The organism is Kosakonia sp., from assembly GCF_032104925.1.
In the GTDB taxonomy this organism is placed as follows: Bacteria; Pseudomonadota; Gammaproteobacteria; order Enterobacterales; family Enterobacteriaceae; genus Kosakonia.
Window position 1 is genome coordinate 132332 of the sequence record NZ_DAMCGF010000008.1, and the last position, 21647, is coordinate 153978.

Genomic DNA, 21647 nt, shown 5'->3' on the forward strand with positions numbered 1-21647 from the left:
GGCTGCATTGTAGGGTACAGCGCGATGAATTCGTTAACGTCGCGATAGTGACAGATTTAATAAGTAAATCCTATTCGGTTCTAAGCAATGTACCGGGAAAAGTCTTCGGTATGTGACGAACCACGCAATACTTTAGTAACGCCAACGGTTATTGCGTTGATAACGTGGGATCTTCGGTTCTTTCACGGCACGGATAATCCAGACAACGGCGACGGCCAGCAGCAGCCATGGCAATAGCTTGATCATCAACGCGAAAAGCCCGCCGAGGAACATAACAGCCGTTGCCACCAGCAGCGCCGCGATGATGCCCAGCAGCGAAACGCCGGTCACCAGCAACATGATAAAAAAGCCCACGATAAACAGTAATTCCAGCATGATGGATCTCCCAAAGAGGTAACTCCCCGGTTATTACAAGAACCATGCCAGGAAAAATTAGCTTATTTATCAATAAAAAAGCTCCGCAGCAGAAGGCGGAGCTTAGTGAATTTGACTACCTTTTAGTGAAACTTTAACGCTTTGAGGCCACCAGGTTGAGCGCGTGTTCCACTACCGCGATATCCGCACCGGCTTTATGCGCATTTTCACTCAGATAACGACGCCACTGACGCGCGCCGGGAACGCCCTGAAACAGCCCCAGCATATGCCGTGTGATATGTCCGAGATACGCGCCCTGGCTCAGCTCGCGCTCAATGTAGGGATACATCGCGCGCACCACGGCGACCGGATCGGCATCCGCCACGTCTGCGCCAAAGATCTCGCGGTCAACAGACGCCAGTATGCCAGGGTTCTGATACGCTTCACGACCGACCATCACGCCATCCATATGCTCCAGATGCGCTTTGGCTTCTTCCAGCGATTTGATACCGCCGTTAATGGCCATTTTCAGGTGCGGAAAATCACGCTTCAACTGATACACACGCGGGTAATCCAGCGGCGGAATTTCCCGGTTCTCTTTCGGGCTTAACCCCGAAAGCCACGCTTTGCGCGCATGGATGATAAAGCTTTCGCACTCGCCTTTTCCGGCCACGGTGCCAATAAAATCGCAAAGAAATTCGTAGCTGTCCTGATCGTCAATGCCAATACGCGTTTTGACAGTGACCGGAATCGACACCACATCACGCATCGCTTTAATGCAATCCGCCACCAGTTGCGCTTCGCCCATCAGACACGCGCCGAAACGACCATTCTGCACACGATCGGACGGACACCCGACGTTGAGGTTAATTTCATCATACCCGCGCGCTTCGGCCAGCTTTGCACAATGGGCAAGCTGCGCCGGATCGCTGCCGCCGAGCTGCAACGCGACCGGATGTTCTTCTTCGCTGTACGCCAGGTAATCCCCCTTGCCATGAATGATGGCACCGGTAGTGACCATTTCGGTGTAGAGCAACGTCTGGCGCGACAGCAAACGCAAAAAGTAGCGGCAATGTCTGTCCGTCCAGTCAAGCATCGGCGCCACGCTAAACCGGCCATTCCAGTGTTGAGTGGAATTGAGCGTCGTTGCGTTGGTTTGATGGGGGTTTGTCATTTCAGGGTTACCGTGCATTTTGGACAGTTAAAAAGGTTTGTCGTATCTGATTTCCACTCAGGTCCGGCAATCGCCAGCGTCTGAAATAGCGGGGCATTATTCTAGCATAGAGGAAGCACGTAAACCCGCTGACACAATGCATGGTCAGCATTTGTTATGGATATATGTCCGGGGTCGCCTTGTACAAAACGGAACCACTACCTAACATTTTTGGTAGGCATAGGAAATGTTCATTAATAGCGAAAGCTATTTATAACCGTAACAGGTCAAAGGGAGTTAAGGAAAATGACTAAACCGTATGTACGTCTTGATAAAAACAATGCCGCTGTGTTGCTCGTCGATCATCAAACGGGCTTGCTATCACTGGTCCGGGATCTCGATCCGGATAAATTCAAAAACAACGTGCTGGCGCTGGCCGACCTCGCTACATATTTTAAGCTACCCACCATTCTGACAACCAGCTTCGAGACTGGCCCGAATGGCCCTCTCATGCCGGAACTGCAAACACTATTGCCTGCGGCGCCCTACATTGCTCGTCCTGGTAATATCAACGCCTGGGATAACGAGGATTTTGTGAAAGCCGTAAAAGCAACGGGTAAGAAGCAGTTGATTATTGCGGGAGTCGTAACGGAAGTTTGCGTGGCATTTCCAGCGTTATCTGCCCTGGAAGAGGGCTTCGAGGTGTTTGTCGTCACCGATGCGTCAGGTACATTTAATGAAATTACCCGTCATTCAGCATGGAACCGTATGTCGCAGGCCGGGGCGCAGTTGATGACCTGGTTTGGTGTTGCCTGCGAGTTACACCGCGACTGGCGTAACGATATTGAAGGGTTGGGCAATCTTTTCTGTACTCATATTCCTGATTACGGCAATTTGATGACCAGCTATGCCAAGATGAGCAACATTTAATTCCACTTCCTGGCTTAATCATCTGATTTATAAGCCATAAAAAAACCGGAGGCATCAAGCCTCCGGCCAGAACATCTTAGAATGTGACGCTTAGCTGTGCGCCTGCGCCCCAGGTTTCATCTTCACCAACCAGACCCATCAAATCGACATGGACACGGTTAAACGGTGCAAAACCGACACCGCCTGTGAAGACGTTTTTATCATCACCTTTCACATCCGCGCGGTAACCGGCCCGCACCGCCAGCCAGCTAAGCGGGCGAACTTCCGCACCAACGCCCACGTACTGGGAGTTTTTCTCGCTCTTAAAGCCTTTGGTTTCGGTTAAATCCCCGTCGGCGCTTAATGTCACCAGCTCATTATGCCAGGCCGCGCCAGCCGTCACTACCGGGCTAATCTGGTAGGTGTCTTTGTAATTGGTGACCACACCGGTTCTACCATTGCGAATTCGAATATTCTGTGTATCGATATCGCGCGAGATAAGGTTGGTGCCGGTTAAGCCCACAGTGATGTTTTCACTAAGATCTGCCGCAGCACCGACATCGATGTTAAAGCCTGTGTCATCGGTACGATAACGGCTGTCTCTCAGGTCGCTGCTCTTATAGTCATAAATAGACGCGGTGTAGTTGTAGACCCACGTTTTTTGCAGTTTCGGCGTCACGCCAAGGGATAACGGCACGCCAGCAACTTCAAACTGGCGCGCCATGGCAATACCAAAGTCAGAGACGATTGCCGCACGACCGGCAGCGGTAGAGTTAAGGTTTTTGGTGATCTCTTCGCTACCGTTTGGCGAGACAACCGCCCGCAGCGCTTCGCTCAAAGCAATACCGTCGTTGTTCTGAATGCCGCGCAGGTAATCAATATCTTGTTGATCGATATTCGAGCTGACACGGGCGTGGGCGTAGGCTTTGGTAACAAAGGCCAGCGAAAGCACATCATTGGGAATACTAACGGCAAGCCCGGCAGCGGCTTTGGCCTGCGCGGTTTTGCCTTTCAGGAACACCAGTTCGTCAGCCAGATCTTTCGCCGCCCCCTGGAACTGATTTAATGTACCAATCGGGTTAGCAATGATCTGTGCGGCGGTCAGGTTACCGACCACATCCTTGTAACCATCAATTTTGTCATTGATGTTATCGATTTCATCGCGAAGGTTATCTTTGTCGGTAATTTGCGCCTGCACGCTCGGCAGGATAATCGTGACGTCATCTTCCGGTTTGGCTTTCGCCAGCAGCGCCGGGTTGATGAGTGCCCCACTACCATAATTTGCCGATGCAACACCGGTTCCTCCCATTGCATCGTTACGTGCTTCTGCCCAGGTATTGGCTGCTCCTGCCTGATTTGCTGCAAAGAAGGAGACAGCGATAGCGACCACTGAAAGTTTACGTTTTTTATTCACAATATGTGTCTCGTAGCCAGATGAGTTTTTTTAAGCCTGTTTATTTTAAAAGAAACAGGAATTCACTATTGCTGCGAACAACGACCAAAAAAGAAGCTAAATCATGTGAACGTACAGGATATATATGAACGTTATAGTTATTGAGGAAACTCTCAATATTTATAGAAGAGGAAATTCGTTTCGGGAAGGAAAGTGAGAAAAGGAGTTTACGGGCGGCGATCTCGGCGTTTTGGGCAGGACATGGTAAAGTGTGGGTTTCTGTTCCCACCACCCCGAGGGCGCCAATGGATAAGACCACTTCGCAAGAGATGTTAGTGCAGGCTGAAAAGCTGTGCGCGCAGCGCAATGTGCGCCTGACTCCCCAGCGCCTTGAAGTGTTGCGATTACTGAGCCTGCAACAAGGAGCGATCAGCGCGTATGATTTGCTCGACCTGCTGCGCGAGAGCGAACCGCAAGCAAAACCGCCGACAGTTTATCGCGCGCTTGATTTCCTGCTGGAGCAAGGCTTTGTCCACAAGGTTGAGTCCACCAACAGTTACGTGCTGTGCCACCTTTTTGATCAGCCGACGCATACTTCTGCGATGTTTATTTGCGACCGCTGCGGTTCGGTGAAAGAAGAGCAGGCCGAAGGCGTGGAAGATATTATGCATGCGCTGGCGGCGAAAATGGGTTTTGCCCTGCGTCATAATGTGATTGAAGCCCATGGCCTGTGTGCCGCCTGCGTGGAAGTGGAAGCCTGCCGCCATCACGATCACTGCCACCATGACCATAGCGTCCCGCTAAAGAAAAAACCGCGATAATGGTTTCCCGTCTTTTATCAGCTCTTTATTACCTGCAACACAACCCGCCAGGTTTCGCATTTTAATGGCGGCGAGCAAGCGCATGCTGCGGGAGCCGTGGATCGGGCGAACTGTTGGTAAAACGAGGCAGACAGAGGGATGCGATAAGAGCACAAAATCAGGAAGTTTGTGCGCAAAACAATGTAGTTAGAGTTAATAAATATGGAATCTGGAGGGGTGGTACATCCTTGTACCTTCGGGCAGGGTAGCCTTCAGAGGGTTAACACATTTGAGGGGATGTGCTGGCTACCAACGGTAATCATTACGCGTTTCCCAGTCCGTCACTTCTTTTTCCGCCTGATCTTTTGCGTAACCGTAACGTTCCTGGATTTTACCCACCAACTGATCACGTTTACCTTCAATGATAGTCATATCATCGTCGGTGAGTTTGCCCCATTTCTCTTTCACTGTGCCTTTAAACTGTTTCCAGTTACCGCCGACTTCGTCTTTATTCATCATGGACTCCTTATCGTTCGGTTAAAATGACGTTCTCACCGTGCTGAACGTACTGATTATTATAGTCAGGGATTCGGCATTATGGATTTTATTCGGAATCTTTAACCATTTAACAAGATAAAAGCAGCGTAAACGAGACGAGAAAATCGGAGCGTTACCTTAGAAAATAAAGCGCTATCAGGAAGGATCGCTGGCAGCAAACCAACTGTTGTTACGCCAGTGACGGCGCCATATTATCGCCAGCGTCAGCCCACGCAGGGCAAGGAATACAGCAAGTGACAGCCACAAACCGTGATTGCCTAAAACAGGCACGGTGAGTAGCGTAGCGGCAAACCCCGCCGCCGCCACTGCCATACTGTTACGCATTTCGGCCGCGCGCGTGGCACCGACAAACATACCGTCCAGCAGATAACACCACACCCCCACTAACGGTAAGATAACCTGCCAAATCAGATAATGTCCGGCAAGCTGTTGCAGCGCGGGCAACGATGTTAACAGCCCGATAATTTGCTGACCCGCCACTGCATACATAACGGCAAAGAACAGCGCCACCAGACCGGCCTGCCGGCAGGCAGCCCGCCAGATATGCATCAATTGACTGCCGTCTCTGGCACCGTAAGCCTGCCCGGAGTGCGCCTCAACCGCATACGCGAAACCATCCAGCGCATAGGCGGTAAAGGTTAAAAACATCATCAGCACCGCATTTGCCGCCACCGTCTCATCCCCGAGCCGGGCACCAAACACCGTTATCGAACCAAAGCAGAGTTGCAGCAGCAGCGAACGCAACATGATATCGCGGTTCAGCGCCATCAAACGCCGTACGCCACCGCGCCATGCATTTTTCAGCGTCAGCAATGAAATGCCGCGCATTACCAGTACGTGTCGCACCATCCATAAACCAATAGCGAAGGTGGCGTATTCTGCAATGACCGTGGCAAGTGCTGCCCCTTGCACATTCATATGCAGCCCCATGACCAGCCACACATCGAGCACGATGTTGAGCAGATTCCCCACCACCAGCAATATCACCGGTGCACGCGCATACTGCACGCCGAGCAACCAACCGAGCAACACCAGATTGCCCAGCGAAGCAGGCGCACTCAACCAGCGAATATCCAGGAACCGTCGCGCCTGTTCCAGCACCGCCTCGCTACCGCCAGTGATATGCAGCGCCAGGTCGATAAGCGGCGTGCGCAACAGGGTAATCAACACGCCGGCCCCTAGCGCCAGCAGCAAAGGCTGGACTAACGCACGCGCCAGCGCGGGCGCATTTTTCGCGCCGAACGCCTGAGCTGTCAGCCCGGTGGTGCTCATGCGCAAAAAGAGCAGCAGCATAAAGAGAAAACTGGTCGCCGTTGCGCCAATCGCCACACCACCCAGGTAAACCGGGCTGTCCAGATGCCCCACTACCGCCGTATCCACCAGCCCCAGTAATGGGACAGTGATATTTGAGAAGATCATCGGCAGCGCAAGCCGCCAGAGCGCTTTGTCAGATGCGGTTAGCAGTGGCATGGTTTGAATGTGAAATTTAATGAGGGAAAAGAGGAGATCGCTGCGGAACCTGAACCCGCCCCGCAGCAAAGCGAATGTGCGTTACAACCACGCGCCATTACGAATAACACCGACCGCCAGCCCTTCGATGGTGAAGTTTTGATCGCGAAGATCGACAACGATCGGGGAAAACTCGCTGTTTTCCGGCAACAGTTCGACGGTGTTACCCTGCTTTTTCAAACGCTTGACGGTCACTTCGTCTTCAATGCGCGCTACAACGACCTGCCCGTTACGCACATCCTGCGTTTTATGCACCGCCAGCAGATCGCCGTCCATAATGCCAATGTCACGCATCGACATGCCGCTAACGCGCAGCAGGAAATCCGCATGAGGTTTAAAGAGACTCGGATCGACCTGGTAATGGCCTTCGATATGCTGCTGAGCCAGCAGCGGCTCACCCGCAGCGACGCGACCAATCAGCGGTAAACCGATATCGTCCTCTTCTTCTTCAAGCAGCAGACGAAGGCCGCGTGATGCGCCAGATACGATTTCGATAACCCCTTTGCGCGCCAGCGCTTTGAGGTGTTCTTCCGCCGCATTTGGGGAACGGAACCCCAATTGCTGTGCGATTTCCGCACGCGTTGGTGGCATACCGGTTTGAGTGATGCGATCGCGAATAAGATCGAACACCTCTTGCTGCCTGGCCGTTAATGCTTTCATCCCGCCCCCTGGGTGTATATACAGTTATGCTGTGAGTATATACAGCTAAAGGCGATTTTGGAACCAAATTTAAGCAAAAAACCAGGGCGTTATCGAATTCTGGAAGCGTTATCGAAAATGTGACCAGAGTAATGCGATCCAGGTAAACAGCGCCAGCAGGATGGACATCAGCACCGCCGCCGACCCCATATCCTTCGCCCGCCCGGAAAGTTCATGGAATTCCGAACCAATTCTGTCTACCACGGCTTCGATGGCACTGTTCAGAATTTCGACAATCATTACCAGCGTCACAGAACCAATCAGCAGTACGCGCGTCATTGTGTCAATATCGAGCCAGCAAGCGATTATAATTGCCAGGATAACCGCAACGGACTCCTGACGAAATGCCGCTTCATTAATCCAGGCAGCGCGAACGCCTTTCCAGGAGTATCCAGCGGCTTTAATGATCCGGGTGAAACCGGTGGTATTATTAGCCATTTAAAAGAACCTTTTTATTAAATTGGCGTCAATGTCTCAGCAAGCGCGCAGCGGTACAACAGAAATTATGTGCGCTTTCTGATATTCTTGCGGCGCAATGGCACTATTAACCAGAGGCTTTACATCCTTTATGTCCGGCTGGCCACGAATTTACTACAAATTACTGAATTTACCATTAAGCGTGCTGGTAAAAAGTAAATCGATTCCCGCAGAACCTGCACAGGAACTGGGTCTCGATACATCACGCCCCATCATGTACGTGCTGCCTTATAACTCAAAGGCAGATTTACTGGCTTTACGCGCGCAGTGTCTGGCGCATGAGTTGCCCGATCCGCTGGAACCGCTGGAAATCGACGGCGCGTTGCTGCCGCGTTTCGTGTTTATCCACGGTGGGCCGCGCGTGTTCACTTATTACGCGCCAAAAGAAGAGTCGATCAAGCTGTTCCACGACTACCTGGATTTACACCGCAGCCATCCCGATTTGGATGTGCAAATGGTGCCGGTATCGGTGATGTTTGGCCGTTCGCCCGGACGTGAAAAAGGCGAAATTAATCCGCCGCTGCGCATGCTGAACGGCATCCAGAAATTCTTTGCTGTTTCCTGGCTTGGCCGCGACAGCTTTGTGCGTTTTTCACCGCCGGTTTCGCTGCGCCGTATGGCGACGGAGCACGGCACCGATAAAATTATCGCGCAAAAACTGGCGCGCGTGGCGCGTATGCACTTTGCCCGCCAGCGTCTGGCCGCAGTAGGCCCACGTCTGCCGGCGCGTCAGGATTTGTTTAACAAATTGCTCTCTTCTAAAGCGATTGCCCGCGCGGTCGAAGATGAAGCGCGCAGCAAAAAAATCTCCCATGATAAAGCGCAGCAAAACGCCATCGCGCTGATGGAAGAGATCGCCGCGAATTTCTCCTACGAGATGATCCGCCTGACCGACCGCATTCTGGGTTTTACCTGGAACCGTCTCTATCAGGGCATTAATGTGCATAATGCAGAGCGCGTACGCCAGCTGGCGCACGACGGTCACGAAATTGTCTATGTGCCCTGCCATCGTAGCCATATGGACTACCTGCTGCTCTCCTATGTGCTCTATCACCAGGGGCTGGTGCCGCCGCATATCGCTGCCGGTATCAACCTGAATTTCTGGCCCGCCGGGCCGATTTTCCGCCGCCTGGGCGCTTTCTTCATTCGCCGCACCTTTAAAGGCAACAAGCTCTATTCCACCGTGTTCCGCGAATATCTGGGTGAGCTGTTCAGCCGCGGTTATTCGGTAGAGTACTTCGTTGAGGGCGGGCGTTCGCGCACCGGGCGCTTGCTGGATCCGAAAACCGGTACGCTGTCGATGACCATTCAGGCGATGCTGCGCGGCGGTACGCGCCCCATCACGCTGGTGCCGATTTACATCGGGTATGAACACGTGATGGAAGTGGGCACTTACGCCAAAGAGCTGCGTGGCGCGACAAAAGAGAAAGAGAGCCTGTTGCAGATGCTGCGTGGTTTAAGCAAGCTGCGTAACCTCGGTCAGGGCTATGTGAACTTCGGCGAACCCATTCCGCTAATGAACTACCTGAACCACCATGTTCCGGAGTGGCGCGAAGCCATCGATCCCATTGAATCCATCCGTCCGGCGTGGTTAACACCAACGGTGAACACCATTGCCGCTGATCTGATGGTGCGCATCAACAACGCCGGTGCGGCTAACGCCATGAACCTGTGCTGTACGGCGTTGCTGGCTTCCCGCCAGCGTTCGCTGACCCGCGAGCAACTGACCGAGCAGTTAAGCTGCTATCTCGAGCTGATGCGCAACGTGCCTTATTCGCCGGATTCGACCACGCCGTCGGCCAGCGCCAGCGAGCTTATCGACCACGCGCTGCAGATGAACAAGTTCGAAGTCGAGAAAGACACCATCGGCGATATCATCATTCTGCCGCGTGAGCAGGCGGTGTTGATGACGTACTACCGCAACAACATCGCGCATATGCTGATGCTGCCGTCGCTGCTGGCGGCAATTGTCACCCAGCACCGCGCGATCTCCCGTAGCGAGATCCTGCGCCACGTCGAGTTACTTTACCCGATGCTGAAAGCCGAGCTGTTCCTGCGCTGGGAAAAAGCGGAGCTGGCGCAAGTGCTGGAGAACTTGACGCAGGAGCTGCTGCGCCAGGGCTTGTTGACGGTGAAAGACGATCGTCTGAGCATCAATCCGGCGCACTCCCGCACCTTGCAACTGCTGGCGGCAGGCGCGCGAGAAACCTTACAGCGTTATGCCATCACTTTCTGGCTGCTGAGCGCCAACCCGGCGATGAACCGCAGTACGCTGGAAAAAGAGAGCCGTACGCTGGCGCAGCGCCTGTCGGTGCTGCATGGTATCAACGCGCCGGAGTTCTTCGATAAAGCGGTATTCAGTACGCTGGTGCTGACGCTACGCGATGAAGGTTATATCAGCGATACCGGCGATGCGGATCCGGCGCGTACCTTAAACGTGTACCAGATGCTGGCGGACTTGATAACGTCGGATGTGCGTCTGACGATTGAGAGCGCGACGCAAGCAGAAGTGTGAGGGTAAATGTTCCCCTCTCTTGCCAGAGAGGGGAAAAAACTCAAGGCAAATGCAGGTAACTTAACGCCAGCCCTAAAAACAGCACCAGCCCCACATAGTTATTGTTCATAAACGCTTTAAAACAGGCATCACGGTCACGCCCGGCAATCAACTTTTGCTGGTAAACAAACAGCGCACCGGCGATCAGCACCGTCCCGTAGTAGGTCCAGCCCAGCCCATTCAGCCAGCCAATCGACGCCATCAGCATCAGCACTGCCACCTGCAAAATGCCGATAATCAGCTTGTCGAAACGACCAAACAGAATTGCCGTCGACTTGATGCCAATCTTCACATCGTCGTCACGGTCAACCATCGCATACTGTGTGTCATACGCGACCGCCCACAGGATATTGGCGAGAAACATAATCCAGCAGCTCAGCGGTACAGATTCACTCACGGCTGCAAACGCCATCGGAATCGACCAGCCGAACGCCGCCCCGAGCACCACCTGCGGCAGATGCGTATAGCGCTTCATAAACGGGTAAACCCACGCCAGCGCCAGCGCCGCGACGGAGAGCAAAATGGTCATGACATTTAGCGTCAGCACCAGCGCGAAGGCCAGCAGCACCAGCACCACAAACAGCACGCGCGCTTCATTTTCCGTTACCGCGCCGCTTGGCAACGGGCGATTTGCCGTGCGTTTAACATGACCGTCGAATTTACGATCCGCATAGTCATTGACGACACAACCGGCAGCGCGCATCAGCCAGACGCCCGCGACAAAAACCAGCAAAATCCACAGCGGCGGCACGCCCGGCGTCGCCACCCACAGCGCCCACAGCGTTGGCCACAGCAGCAACAAAGCGCCAATTGGTTTGTCCGTACGCATAAGCCTGTGAAAGGCCAACAGCTTATTCTGCGTGAGACTCCACTCCATTTTCTTTTCCTCTTAGTACAGCGGCGATGCAGGCAAAAACAGTTCGGTCAGCATCAGCGGTTTCCCGCCCAGACGCAGACGGGAACGGCGTCCCCAGAGCTGCTCATGACGACCAATTTCAATAAAGTCACGCGTAAGCGTAGATGAGGTAAAGAGATATCGCCCAAGCGGCGTTTTACCCAGGGTTTGCAGCGCCAGTTCCGGACCGCTCAGCGTAGATTCCGGCACCACGGTGCGTCCGGCGAGCCAGGGCTCCCCGTCGGCGCAGAGAATAATTTCCCGCAACCAGTAACGATCCTCCTTCGGCAGACTGTCGCGTTCTTCGGCGATCTCATCCACCGTCACAAAGCCTTCCCGAATCAGCGTAACGCTGACCGTCTTGCCTTGTTGCTCAAAACGTTTGGTCATTGAATCTTCCAGCAACAGCCACTCGAGCAGTTGCGGTTCAAGCGCGGGAATTGCGTCTACGTAGCGCAGCGCTCGCAGTTGCGTAAGCGCAGGGTGTGACATGCCTTACTCTCCGGTACATAACGTAGCGTTATTGTATCGCAGAACCGGCGCACGGGGCGGGGAAACTTCATTCAGTTTTCATCAGCGCAACAGATGCGCAACAGCGCGCATCTGCGCCGGAAAAAAAGGTGCGTCAGGCGACGCACCAGTTGCTGCAAATATCAGCATTGTGGGGAGAGATTACCCCTTGCCTTTTACACTGCTGATAAAAGTGGCACGGGCGGATTTCGACCCGAGGCGTTCTGCTTCATTCAATAATTTCAGCGCCTTATCAATATCACCTTTGGCAGCGGCTTGTTTGATGGCCTGGTTAAAGTAGCTCTCTGTATCGTTAAGCATCGGCTCGCTTTTCGCCACTGGCGCAGGAGCCGCAGCGAGCGCGGCGGCAGGAGCCGGTTGCGTGTTGTAAGCCGGTGCAGCGGTATTGCCTACGGTAACGGAAGCCGGGCCAGAAGAGCCAAACAGCGGGCCGACTAATACACTGGAACCACTACTATTTTTCACCTTCAGGTTTACCACTCCGTCAGCAATATGACGGGCAATCGGATCGGGGATATCAGGGATCGCGTTGCCCACGCCTTTAGCATAGGCTTTGGCCGGATCGAGCAGTGTGGTGGTTTTCTGCAAATCACTTTCGGTCGTAAATGCAAGGATATAGAGCTTCTGCTGGCCCAGCGCAGGCGTCAGGCGCATAACCCCTTCCAGACGGTCAGCATTTAATACCCCCGGCTCCTGGTAGGTAAAATAGCTACTGGGGAAATAAGCCGCAGGCGACATGTTTTGATCAAATACCAGCACATTTGGCGCAAAAACCCCTGTATTTTTATTAACATCGCTGGAAAGCGTCAGCGTAAGCTCACCAATATTGGCAGGCACGCTAAACGCCGCAACGGGGCCGGTTATGCCCGCGACGTTCAGATGCTGCCCACCTGTTGCAAGCCGAACCGTCTGGCTTTTGGACGTATCGACAGGTGTCCAGGTGAGTTGTTGAAGTGCAGAGTTTGGAATCGACGGCGCTGCCGCGGTGTTCTGTGGGACGATATTTACATCAGCAAAACTGATACCCGGTGTGCCCGCCAGCAAACCCGTGGAGAGACACAGAGCGATGAGACTTTTTTTCATTTTCATTGTTATCACCTTCAGGATGCGAAACAGCGGTGGCCAGGCAATAGCGCGCTGTTTATCAGGAGTAGAGGGGCTTTCGCCCCTCTTTTGGTCATTGCATGAGGGAAAAACTTACCACCAGATTTCCATCTGGGCACCGAAGCTCCATTCGTCGCTGTCGCCACGACCGAAGCTTGAGCCGCCCGTACCATTGCGGGTTGCCAGACCATAGTTGGCATTCGTGCCCGGATTACCGCTGGTGTTGTAGCCCCATTTTTCATCCCATTTCGCATAGGTTGCGAATACACGGATTGCCGGACGAGACCAGATGCTGTCGCCTGCTTGCCACTGTTGCGCAAGGGTGATTTTGTACTGATTGTTGGTGTCGTTAGTGCGCTGGGATTTGACGTTGTCATAACCGACTTCCAGCAAGGTGCTCATGATTGGTGTCCATTTGTACATTGGGCGCACGCCGACGGTCCACCATTTGGTACCATTCTGGTTATCCCAATCAATGTCCTGATACATACCGACGTACATCAGATCCCAATTATCACCCAGAGAAATTGCACCGTGGTCGAGGATACGCAGCAGGGAGCCGTTGTTGTTGGCGCTATAAGGCAGTTTACTATTGCCCTCGATGCCAATACCGGAGCCTTGCGATAACCCTTTGCCCTGTGATGTCAGCGCATCGGTCGCATACTGCACGACAAATTTGTTATAGCCTTTCAGCATGCTCTGAACGTGTTCAGCGGTGAACATCCAGCCATCTTTCGTTTCGGTATTATCGTATAAATGGTAACCGTCACGGGTATTGGCGCGGCCATAGTCAACGCCGAACTCTAATGTACCGCCCGGGTTGACTGCCATCTGTGCCAGACGCACATCAAACACATCGTTAGCCGTTTTTTCGGTGTAATCATAAATACTGTTGCTGGCGAAGGTAGCGGAGCCGCCTGCTTCCGTCGAACGGGTTGCGGCCAGAGAGAGTTTACCAAAGCCGAGATCGACGTTTTCCAGACCAGCGCCCGGGCCGGAGATGTCCCAGTAATAGAAGTCGATCATATGTACGTCATGACGCTGATAGAAGCGTTTACCTGCCCAGATCGTGGAGCCCGGCAGCGCATCAATCAGGTTTTTACCTTGTACGTTGGCTTCACGAAATGCTGGGTCAGTAGCTTCCCAGTCATTTTGCTGCGCGACTGAGTACGCAACGTTCGTGTCGAAGTAGAAGCTTTTATCGCCTTCTTTCCACACTTCCTGACCGAGTTTTAATTCTGCATAGGTTTCACATTCGTTACCGAGACGGTATTTGGAACCTGCACCAGTGGCCTGGAAGCATTGCTGCTCGCCGCCGCTGCCGGTCCAGCCAATCCCCGAACGGGCGTAACCTTTGAAATCAACAGCACCCGCCTGTGCAGACAGTACGCCTGTCGCGATGGCGAGAGCCAGTGGAAGTTTGCGCAGAGTAATCATCGTTCTATCTCCTGAGCTTGCTTTTCTTTTTTTACACATCCCCCTTAGCGCTATCTCTTTATTGGCTGCCGTCATGAATCCCGGTCAGGTACTTTTGTACGCTGCCGGAGAGTCATCACGTTGCCGCCTCGACATAATGCGAATGGCTTTGTGTAAACGCTTTGTGGGGTACGCTTAAACGCCCGGTTCTTTATGTAACCGGCGGCAGGCGGTGCCATCTTCACGGAACAGATGGCAACGCTCCGGCGGTAAGCCGATGGCGAATGTGGCACCCTCTTCTACCAGCACCACGTCGTTCTGGCGGTAGACCAGGTTCTGACGTATTGCAGGGATCTGGATATGAATTTGTGTTTCGTGGCCAAGCTGTTCGACGACCTGAACTTCGCCCTCCAGCGTGACATCAGCGATGTCGCTGGGCAGCAGATGCTCCGGGCGGATGCCCAAAGACATATTTGCGCCGACCTGCACATTGGCGCTGTCCACCGGCAGCCACACGCGCTGGCGGTTAGGCAGCTCAACCTGAACCTGTTCAATGGCGGTAGAGGTCACTTTTACCGGCAGGAAATTCATCTTCGGCGAGCCGATAAAACCGGCGACAAAACGGTCTGCCGGGTAGTGATACAGCTCCAGCGGTTTACCCACTTGCGCCACGCGCCCGGCATCGAGCACCACGATTTTGTCGGCCAGCGTCATCGCTTCCACCTGATCGTGGGTGACGTAAATCATCGTGCGGCCAAGACGTTTGTGCAGACGGGAGATCTCAATACGCATCTGCACACGCAGGGCGGCATCAAGGTTGGAGAGAGGTTCATCAAGCAAGAAGACGCTGGGTTCAGCCACCAGCGTACGACCGATCGCCACACGCTGACGCTGACCGCCAGATAGGGCTTTCGGTTTGCGATCCAGTAAATGCGCCAGTTGCAGCACTTCCGCTACTTGCGTGACGCGCGATTTGATCATCTCTTTTTTCGCGCCCGCTAACTTCAGGCCGAAAGACATATTTTCCGCAACCGACAAATGCGGATAGAGCGCGTAGGACTGAAACACCATGCCAACGCCGCGTTCTGCGGGAGGAACCTCATTCATGCGGGTATCGCCAATCAGCAAATCCCCGCTGGTGATGGTTTCCAGCCCGGCAATCATGCGCAGCAGCGTCGATTTACCACAGCCTGACGGACCGACAAACACCACGAATTCTCCTTCGTGGATGTCGAGACTGATGTCTTTCGACACCACCACATCGCCCCAGGCTTTCGTTACATTACGCAGCTGTACGCTCGCCATGCCCTTCTCCCTTCGTTACAACCTGTCACCAACAGAAACATTCAACGTGGGCTGACTATGGAGCATCGATTCAGCGGGCGAATCCTCCACCCCCCTGGTTTTTTGTGGGGGAGGAGGCGGGAGGATGAGAACAATGTCTCTGCCCCCTGGACAGGCGGGCTGCGGGCATTTTCGTGATGGGCTCTGCAAAAATCGGCGCTTTTTTATGTGCGCTAACACACATAATGCAAATCTCTGTAACAGAGATCACACAAATCGCCCCAGGGGCGTAGGGTTAAGGAGGATGAGAAGCGCTTGTCAAAAAAGGAGACTAATCCCGTCGAACTACCTTGAGCGTATCCACGAGCACATCACCTAAAGGACGGGATATATGAAAATCAAAACAGGCGCACGCATCCTCGCTTTGTCCGCAGTGGCGACGATGATGTTTTCCGCCTCTGCCCTCGCCAAAATCGAAGAAGGTAAGCTGGTCATTTGGATCAACGGCGACAAAGGCTATAACGGCCTTGCCGAAGTGGGTAAGAAATTTGAGAAAGACACCGGCATTAAAGTCACCGTAGAACACCCGGATAAACTGGAAGAGAAATTCCCGCAGGTTGCTGCAACCGGCGACGGCCCGGACATTATTTTCTGGGCACACGACCGCTTTGGTGGCTATGCGCAATCCGGTCTGCTGGCAGAAGTCACCCCGGATAAAGCCTTCCAGGACAAGCTGTACCCCTTCACCTGGGACGCGGTGCGTTACAACGGTAAGCTGATTGCCTACCCGATTGCTGTCGAATCCTTATCGCTGATTTACAACAAAGACCTCGTGCCAAACCCGCCGAAAACCTGGGAAGAGATCCCGGCGCTGGATAAACAGTTGAAAGCGAAAGGTAAGAGCGCGTTGATGTTCAATCTGCAAGAACCGTACTTCACCTGGCCGCTGATTGCTGCCGATGGCGGTTACGCCTTCAAGTTTGAAAACGGCAAATACGACGTGAAAGATGTCGGCGTCGACAACGCAGGCGCGAAAGCGGGTCTTAGCTTCCTCGTGAAGCTGATTAAAGACAAACACATGAATGCCGACACGGATTACTCGATTGCAGAAGCGGCGTTCAACAAAGGTGAAACCGCGATGACCATCAATGGTCCGTGGGCGTGGGCCAACATTGATAAGAGCAAAGTCAATTACGGCGTCGCGCTGCTGCCAACCTTTAAAGGTAAGCCTTCTAAACCGTTCGTTGGCGTGCTGAGCGCAGGCATCAACGCCGCCAGCCCGAACAAAGAGCTGGCGAAAGAGTTCCTCGAAAACTATCTGCTGACCGATCAAGGCCTGGCAGACGTTAACAAGGACAAACCGCTGGGTGCGGTCGCGCTGAAATCCTATCAGGATCAGTTAGCGAAAGACCAACGCATCGCCGCGACCATGGATAACGCGAAAACCGGTGAAATTATGCCGAACATCCCGCAAATGGCCGCCTTCTGGTACGCCACACGCACCGCGGTTATCAACGCCGTTAGCGATCGCCAGACCGTCGACGCCGCGCTGAAAGACGCCCAGGGTCGTATTACCAAGTAAAAATGTGAATGCCTTATCCCCGCACGGGGATAAGGCGAATTGGACATGTTGTATACGCGGCATCCTTCACGCGCATCATGGCGGCAACGTTGAGTATCCCGGCGCGCTTACAAAAGTAAGCTACCAGCGTGCGCAACCGCAGCCAACAACGCGGCAGCGTGAAGGGTGTTGAGTAGAGAGGAAATCCCCATGGATGTAAGAAGAAAACGCCACTGGTGGCAAAGCCCGCAACTCGCATGGGCGGCCATCACCGTTGTTGGCCTGTTGGTGGCTTACCTTGTCGTTATGATGTATGCCCAGGGGGAATACCTTTTCGCCATTACCACGCTCGTCCTCAGCTCGGCGGGCCTCTATATTTTCGCCAACCGTAAAGCCTATGCCTGGCGCTATGTTTACCCCGGCGTGGCAGGTATGGGGCTGTTTGTCCTGTTCCCGCTGGTTTGTACCATCGCCATCGCGTTTACCAACTACAGCAGCACTAACCAGCTCACTCAGGAGCGCGCGCAGCAGGTGCTGCTCGATCGTTCCTACCAGGCAGGCAAAGCGTATAACTTTGGGCTCTACCCGGCGGGAGATGCGTGGCAACTGGCACTGACCGACGGCGACAGCGGTAAAAACTACGTTTCCGATGCGTTCAAACCCGGCGGCGAGCAGCAACTGACGTTAAAAGAGGCTGACGCCCTGCCCGCTGGCGAGCGCGCCAACCTGCGCATCATCACGCAAAATCGCCAGGCGCTGAACCAGCTGACCGCCCTTCTGCCGGATGGCAGCAAAGTGGCCATGAGTTCGCTGCGCCAGTTCTCCGGTACGCGACCGCTGTATCAGCTTGAACAGGATGGCACGCTGCTCAACAACCAGAGCGGCGCGAAATACCGCCCGAACAATGAAATCGGCTACTTCCAGGTGATTAACGCCGATGGCAGTTGGGGCAGCGAAAAGCTCAGCCCCGGCTATACCGTGACCATCGGCTGGGATAACTTCACGCGCGTCTTTACCGATGAAGGCATTCAAAAACCGTTTATTGAGATCTTTATCTGGACGGTGGTGTTCTCGGTGCTGACCGTGGTTCTGACCGTTGCCGTGGGCATGGTGCTGGCCTGCGTCGTGCAGTGGGAATCCCTGAAAGGCAAAGCGATTTATCGCGTGTTGTTAATTCTGCCGTATGCCGTACCGTCGTTTATCTCCATTTTGATCTTCAAGGGGCTGTTTAACCAGAGCTTTGGCGAGATCAATATGATGCTGAGCGCGCTGTTTGGCATTAAACCGGCCTGGTTTAGCGATCCCACCACCGCGCGCTCAATGATCGTGATCGTCAACACCTGGCTCGGTTATCCGTACATGATGATCCTGTGCATGGGGCTGTTGAAAGCGATCCCCGACGATCTGTATGAAGCCTCGGCCATGGACGGTGCCGGACCGCTGCAAAACTTTTTCCGCATCACCTTCCCGCTGCTGATCAAGCCGCTGACGCCGCTGATGATCGCCAGCTTCGCGTTTAACTTTAACAACTTCGTGCTGATCCAACTGCTGACCAACGGCGGGCCGGATCGCATCGGCACCACCACGCCGGCCGGTTATACCGACTTGCTGGTGAGCTACACCTATCGCATCGCCTTTGAAGGCGGCGGTGGTCAGGACTTTGGGCTCGCTGCCGCTATTGCCACGCTGATTTTCCTGCTGGTAGGTGCGTTGGCTATCGTCAACCTGAAAGCTACGCGCATGAAATTCGATTAAGGAGGACGAAAATTATGGCTATGGTGCAGGCGAAATCGCAAAAGCTGCGGCTGTTTATCACCCATTTGTTATTGCTGGTGTTTATTGCCGCGATTATGTTCCCGCTGCTGATGGTGGTCGCCATTTCGTTGCGTGAAGGTAACTTCGCCACCGGCAGTTTAATTCCGGAAAATATTTCGTGGGAGCACTGGCGCCTCGCGCTGGGCTTTAGCGTCGAACACGCCGATGGCCGCGTCACGCCGCCGCCGTTCCCGGTGCTGCTGTGGCTGTGGAACTCGGTGAAAATCGCCGTGATCACCGCAGTCGGCATTGTGGCGCTCTCTACCACTTCTGCGTACGCCTTTGCCCGTATGCGCTTTCGCGGCAAAGCGACATTGCTGAAAGGGATGCTGATTTTCCAGATGTTCCCGGCGGTGCTGTCGCTGGTGGCGCTGTACGCGTTGTTTGACCGGCTCGGCCAGTACGTGCCGTTTATCGGCCTGAATACCCATGGCGGGGTGATCTTCGCTTATATGGGCGGGATCGCGCTGCATGTATGGACGATCAAAGGTTATTTCGAAACGATCGACGGTTCGCTGGAAGAAGCCGCCTCGCTGGATGGCGCAACACCGTGGCAGGCGTTCCGCCTGGTGCTGCTGCCGCTGTCGGTGCCGATCCTGGCGGTGGTGTTTATTCTGTCGTTTATCGCCGCCATTACCGAAGTACCGGTTGCCTCACTGCTGCTGCGCGATGTTAACAGCTACACGCTGGCGGTCGGGATGCAGCAATATCTCAACCCGCAAAACTACCTGTGGGGCGATTTTGCCGCGGCGGCGGTGCTGTCCGCGATCCCAATTACGGTTGTCTTCCTGCTTGCGCAGCGCTGGCTGGTTAACGGCCTGACAGCAGGCGGTGTGAAAGGTTAATTTTCATTGTTGTTATTGCGCCTTAAATAGTTCGGGTTAGAGCAAGGCGGCGACTGCATGAATCCCCGCGAGCTGACTGAAGTCAGTGACCGGGGTGAGTAAAGGAAGCCAACGCAGCTATCACCCGAAAGATGACCGGCGTTGCCACTGCACCCTCAACTTGTATCACCCAACTTGTGAAGTCATTGGCGATCCCCGGATCGCCCTTTTTTTATTCACGCCTCAGCCGCTTCGAGTTACACAACCACAGCGTGATCACCAGCAACAGGATCGCCGCCGAGTAGATCAACACATCCATTGGCGACTGGTGATCGACGATGATCAACCGCACAATCGCGGTAATACCAATGTAGATAAAGTAGCGCAGCGGGAAGTGAAACCCGGACTGAAAGTACTTCACAATCAGGGCGATAAATTCGAAATAGAGAAAATAAACCACCAGCCCTTCCACCAGCTCATATTTGCTGGTTTGCACCGGCGCGAACAGCACATCCGCCAGATGCAGTGTCTCTTTGCCCAGAAAGACAATCAAAATCAGACCGAGGCTGAGCAAACCAAGATTCAGCACGGTCTGCAATATGGTCGAAATAAATTCAACGCGTGGACGAGTTAGCGATGTCATAGCGGCACCTCATTACTGGTGAACAACGCTTTGTATATCGCAAAAATGTGATCTGGATCTACATTATTTGCTTATATTTTGTGACACCACGTGATGACATGTTGCACAGACATGTCCACGCAGGAGACGAAAAAGAGCATGCTTACCGTACGTAAAGCTGAAATCGCGGACGCCGCGTTACTGAGTGAAATGGGCTACGCCAGTTATCGCCATCATTTTGCCCCTCTGTGGCGCGAACCGGCCGAGCTGGAGGCATTTCTCCGCCAGGAGTATTCCCCGGCAGTAATCGAGCAGAGCCTGCAAAGCGAAGCGGGCAGCTGGTTTATCGCGCAGAATGCGGCGCCTGTCGGTTTCGCTAAAGTATCCTGGCATCGCGCGGTCGACGAGCACGGCCCGGCGGGTACGCTGCTGCACAAACTCTATCTTCTTCCGGGCGAAACGCGTAAAGGCTACGGCGAGCAACTGCTGGCAGAAATAGAACGCCTGGCGCAACAGCGTGGTGAGCGGTTTATCTGGCTGGAAGTGCTGGACGCCAACCCGAACGCGCGGCGCTTTTACCACCGGCTGGGATTCACGCATCTCAAAGACACACTATTCAGTACCGCGTCGCAGCAAAGTACGCTGCATATTCTGGGCAAACCGCTTTAAGGAGGGAGGATGGCAAGCGCCGCTTTGCGCCAAACCGCCGTACGCAATGTAACCTGCGGCGAAAACGTGGTGATTTATGAACCCGCGAATTTATACAACTGCACGCTGGCGGACGATGTGTTTGTCGGCCCGTTTGTCGAAATCCAGGGGCATACCCAGATCGGTAAAGGTTCGAAGATACAGTCGCACAGCTTTATTTGCGAATATGTCACCATTGGTGAGCGCTGCTTTATCGGTCACGGCGTGATGTTTGCCAACGATATGTTTCGTGATGGCAAACCGGACCCCGACAGCAACAACTGGGGGCGCATCGTGATTGGTAATGACGTGTCGATTGGCAGCGGCGCGACGATTCTGGCAGTGACTATTGCCGATGGCTGTGTGATAGGCGCGGGCAGCGTGGTGACCAAATCGATCAGCGAGAAAGGGGTGTATGCGGGAAACCCGGCGCGGCTGTTGCGCCGGTTATAAATGCAACTGTCCCTCCCCACACGGGGAGAGAAACAGGGTTGAAGATGGG

21 protein-coding genes are annotated in these 21647 nt (G+C 53.9%); 8 read left to right on the forward strand and 13 right to left on the reverse strand.

Features of this window, described 5'->3' with window-relative positions; genetic code table 11:
* Window positions 1–132: 132 nt before the first annotated feature.
* Together pspG and dusA are read right to left on the reverse strand one after the other, a co-directional pair.
* Window positions 133–375, reverse strand: coding sequence for an envelope stress response protein PspG (pspG, locus tag RT644_RS16840; RefSeq protein WP_313627331.1), 243 nt, complete (start codon window positions 373–375; stop codon window positions 133–135).
* Between the two features lie 133 nt (window positions 376–508).
* Window positions 509–1546 carry a tRNA dihydrouridine(20/20a) synthase DusA gene (gene dusA, locus RT644_RS16845; protein WP_313627332.1) on the reverse strand — a complete coding sequence of 346 codons (1038 nt, stop codon included), beginning with the start codon at window positions 1544–1546 and terminating at the stop codon, window positions 509–511.
* Window positions 1547–1813: 267 nt separating this feature from the next.
* Here dusA and ycaC point away from each other — a divergent pair, with 267 nt between their 5' ends.
* Window positions 1814–2437, forward strand: a complete 624-nt coding sequence (ycaC, locus tag RT644_RS16850; protein WP_313627333.1) for an isochorismate family cysteine hydrolase YcaC — start codon at window positions 1814–1816, stop codon at window positions 2435–2437.
* Between the two features lie 76 nt (window positions 2438–2513).
* Here ycaC and traF read toward each other — a convergent pair whose 3' ends face one another.
* Window positions 2514–3830: a conjugal transfer protein TraF gene (gene traF, locus RT644_RS16855; RefSeq protein ID WP_313627334.1), complete on the reverse strand. Its 1317-nt coding sequence runs from the start codon at window positions 3828–3830 to the stop codon at window positions 2514–2516.
* A 284-nt stretch (window positions 3831–4114) separates the two neighbouring features.
* Here traF and zur point away from each other — a divergent pair, with 284 nt between their 5' ends.
* Window positions 4115–4630 (forward strand): zinc uptake transcriptional repressor Zur, encoded by a 516-nt coding sequence (gene zur, locus RT644_RS16860; protein ID WP_020456115.1) that lies wholly within the window; start codon window positions 4115–4117, stop codon window positions 4628–4630.
* Between the two features lie 285 nt (window positions 4631–4915).
* Here zur and RT644_RS16865 read toward each other — a convergent pair whose 3' ends face one another.
* The 4 genes from RT644_RS16865 to RT644_RS16880 all read right to left on the reverse strand — a co-directional run bounded on the left by RT644_RS16865 (window position 4916) and on the right by RT644_RS16880 (window position 7813).
* The gene (locus RT644_RS16865; protein WP_007372427.1) at window positions 4916–5125 is read right to left on the reverse strand and encodes a CsbD family protein; all 210 of its coding nucleotides are present in this window, start codon (window positions 5123–5125) and stop codon (window positions 4916–4918) included.
* A gap of 177 nt (window positions 5126–5302) precedes the next feature.
* On the reverse strand, window positions 5303–6637 hold the full coding sequence (gene dinF, locus RT644_RS16870; protein WP_313627335.1) for an MATE family efflux transporter DinF: 1335 nt from the start codon (window positions 6635–6637) through the stop codon (window positions 5303–5305).
* 81 nt (window positions 6638–6718) lie between these two features.
* Entirely contained in the window at window positions 6719–7336 is a 618-nt protein-coding gene (gene lexA, locus RT644_RS16875; protein ID WP_017459437.1) for a transcriptional repressor LexA, read from the reverse strand.
* A gap of 108 nt (window positions 7337–7444) precedes the next feature.
* On the reverse strand, window positions 7445–7813 hold the full coding sequence (locus RT644_RS16880) for a diacylglycerol kinase (protein ID WP_020456113.1): 369 nt from the start codon (window positions 7811–7813) through the stop codon (window positions 7445–7447).
* Window positions 7814–7943: 130 nt separating this feature from the next.
* Here RT644_RS16880 and plsB point away from each other — a divergent pair, with 130 nt between their 5' ends.
* Entirely contained in the window at window positions 7944–10367 is a 2424-nt protein-coding gene (gene plsB, locus RT644_RS16885; protein ID WP_313627336.1) for a glycerol-3-phosphate 1-O-acyltransferase PlsB, read from the forward strand.
* 40 nt (window positions 10368–10407) lie between these two features.
* On the opposite strand, the gene ubiA is transcribed toward plsB, so the two are convergent.
* The 5 genes from ubiA to malK all read right to left on the reverse strand — a co-directional run bounded on the left by ubiA (window position 10408) and on the right by malK (window position 15657).
* Window positions 10408–11283 (reverse strand): 4-hydroxybenzoate octaprenyltransferase, encoded by an 876-nt coding sequence (gene ubiA, locus RT644_RS16890; protein WP_313627337.1) that lies wholly within the window; start codon window positions 11281–11283, stop codon window positions 10408–10410.
* Window positions 11284–11295: 12 nt separating this feature from the next.
* Entirely contained in the window at window positions 11296–11793 is a 498-nt protein-coding gene (gene ubiC / locus RT644_RS16895) for a chorismate lyase (RefSeq protein ID WP_017459433.1), read from the reverse strand.
* A 180-nt stretch (window positions 11794–11973) separates the two neighbouring features.
* Complete coding sequence (gene malM / locus RT644_RS16900) at window positions 11974–12921, reverse strand: maltose operon protein MalM (protein WP_313627338.1); 948 nt, start codon at window positions 12919–12921, stop codon at window positions 11974–11976.
* Window positions 12922–13029: 108 nt separating this feature from the next.
* Window positions 13030–14373 carry a maltoporin gene (locus tag RT644_RS16905; RefSeq protein ID WP_313627339.1) on the reverse strand — a complete coding sequence of 448 codons (1344 nt, stop codon included), beginning with the start codon at window positions 14371–14373 and terminating at the stop codon, window positions 13030–13032.
* Between the two features lie 174 nt (window positions 14374–14547).
* Window positions 14548–15657 carry a maltose/maltodextrin ABC transporter ATP-binding protein MalK gene (gene malK, locus RT644_RS16910; RefSeq protein ID WP_020456108.1) on the reverse strand — a complete coding sequence of 370 codons (1110 nt, stop codon included), beginning with the start codon at window positions 15655–15657 and terminating at the stop codon, window positions 14548–14550.
* 370 nt (window positions 15658–16027) lie between these two features.
* On the opposite strand from malK, the gene malE reads away from it, so the two are divergent.
* From malE to malG, 3 genes are all read left to right on the forward strand, one after another.
* Window positions 16028–17218 carry a maltose/maltodextrin ABC transporter substrate-binding protein MalE gene (gene malE, locus RT644_RS16915; RefSeq protein WP_045511719.1) on the forward strand — a complete coding sequence of 397 codons (1191 nt, stop codon included), beginning with the start codon at window positions 16028–16030 and terminating at the stop codon, window positions 17216–17218.
* 189 nt (window positions 17219–17407) lie between these two features.
* On the forward strand, window positions 17408–18952 hold the full coding sequence (gene malF / locus RT644_RS16920; RefSeq protein ID WP_020456106.1) for a maltose ABC transporter permease MalF: 1545 nt from the start codon (window positions 17408–17410) through the stop codon (window positions 18950–18952).
* Between the two features lie 14 nt (window positions 18953–18966).
* Window positions 18967–19857: a maltose ABC transporter permease MalG gene (gene malG / locus RT644_RS16925; RefSeq protein WP_017459427.1), complete on the forward strand. Its 891-nt coding sequence runs from the start codon at window positions 18967–18969 to the stop codon at window positions 19855–19857.
* Between the two features lie 211 nt (window positions 19858–20068).
* Here the strand turns inward: malG and psiE are convergent, their stop codons facing one another.
* Window positions 20069–20479, reverse strand: a complete 411-nt coding sequence (gene psiE / locus RT644_RS16930) for a phosphate-starvation-inducible protein PsiE (protein WP_020456105.1) — start codon at window positions 20477–20479, stop codon at window positions 20069–20071.
* A 138-nt stretch (window positions 20480–20617) separates the two neighbouring features.
* On the opposite strand from psiE, the gene RT644_RS16935 reads away from it, so the two are divergent.
* Window positions 20618–21127, forward strand: coding sequence for a GNAT family N-acetyltransferase (locus RT644_RS16935; RefSeq protein ID WP_097406547.1), 510 nt, complete (start codon window positions 20618–20620; stop codon window positions 21125–21127).
* A gap of 9 nt (window positions 21128–21136) precedes the next feature.
* Complete coding sequence (locus tag RT644_RS16940; protein ID WP_313627340.1) at window positions 21137–21598, forward strand: acyltransferase; 462 nt, start codon at window positions 21137–21139, stop codon at window positions 21596–21598.
* The last annotated feature ends 49 nt before the right edge of the window (window positions 21599–21647 follow it).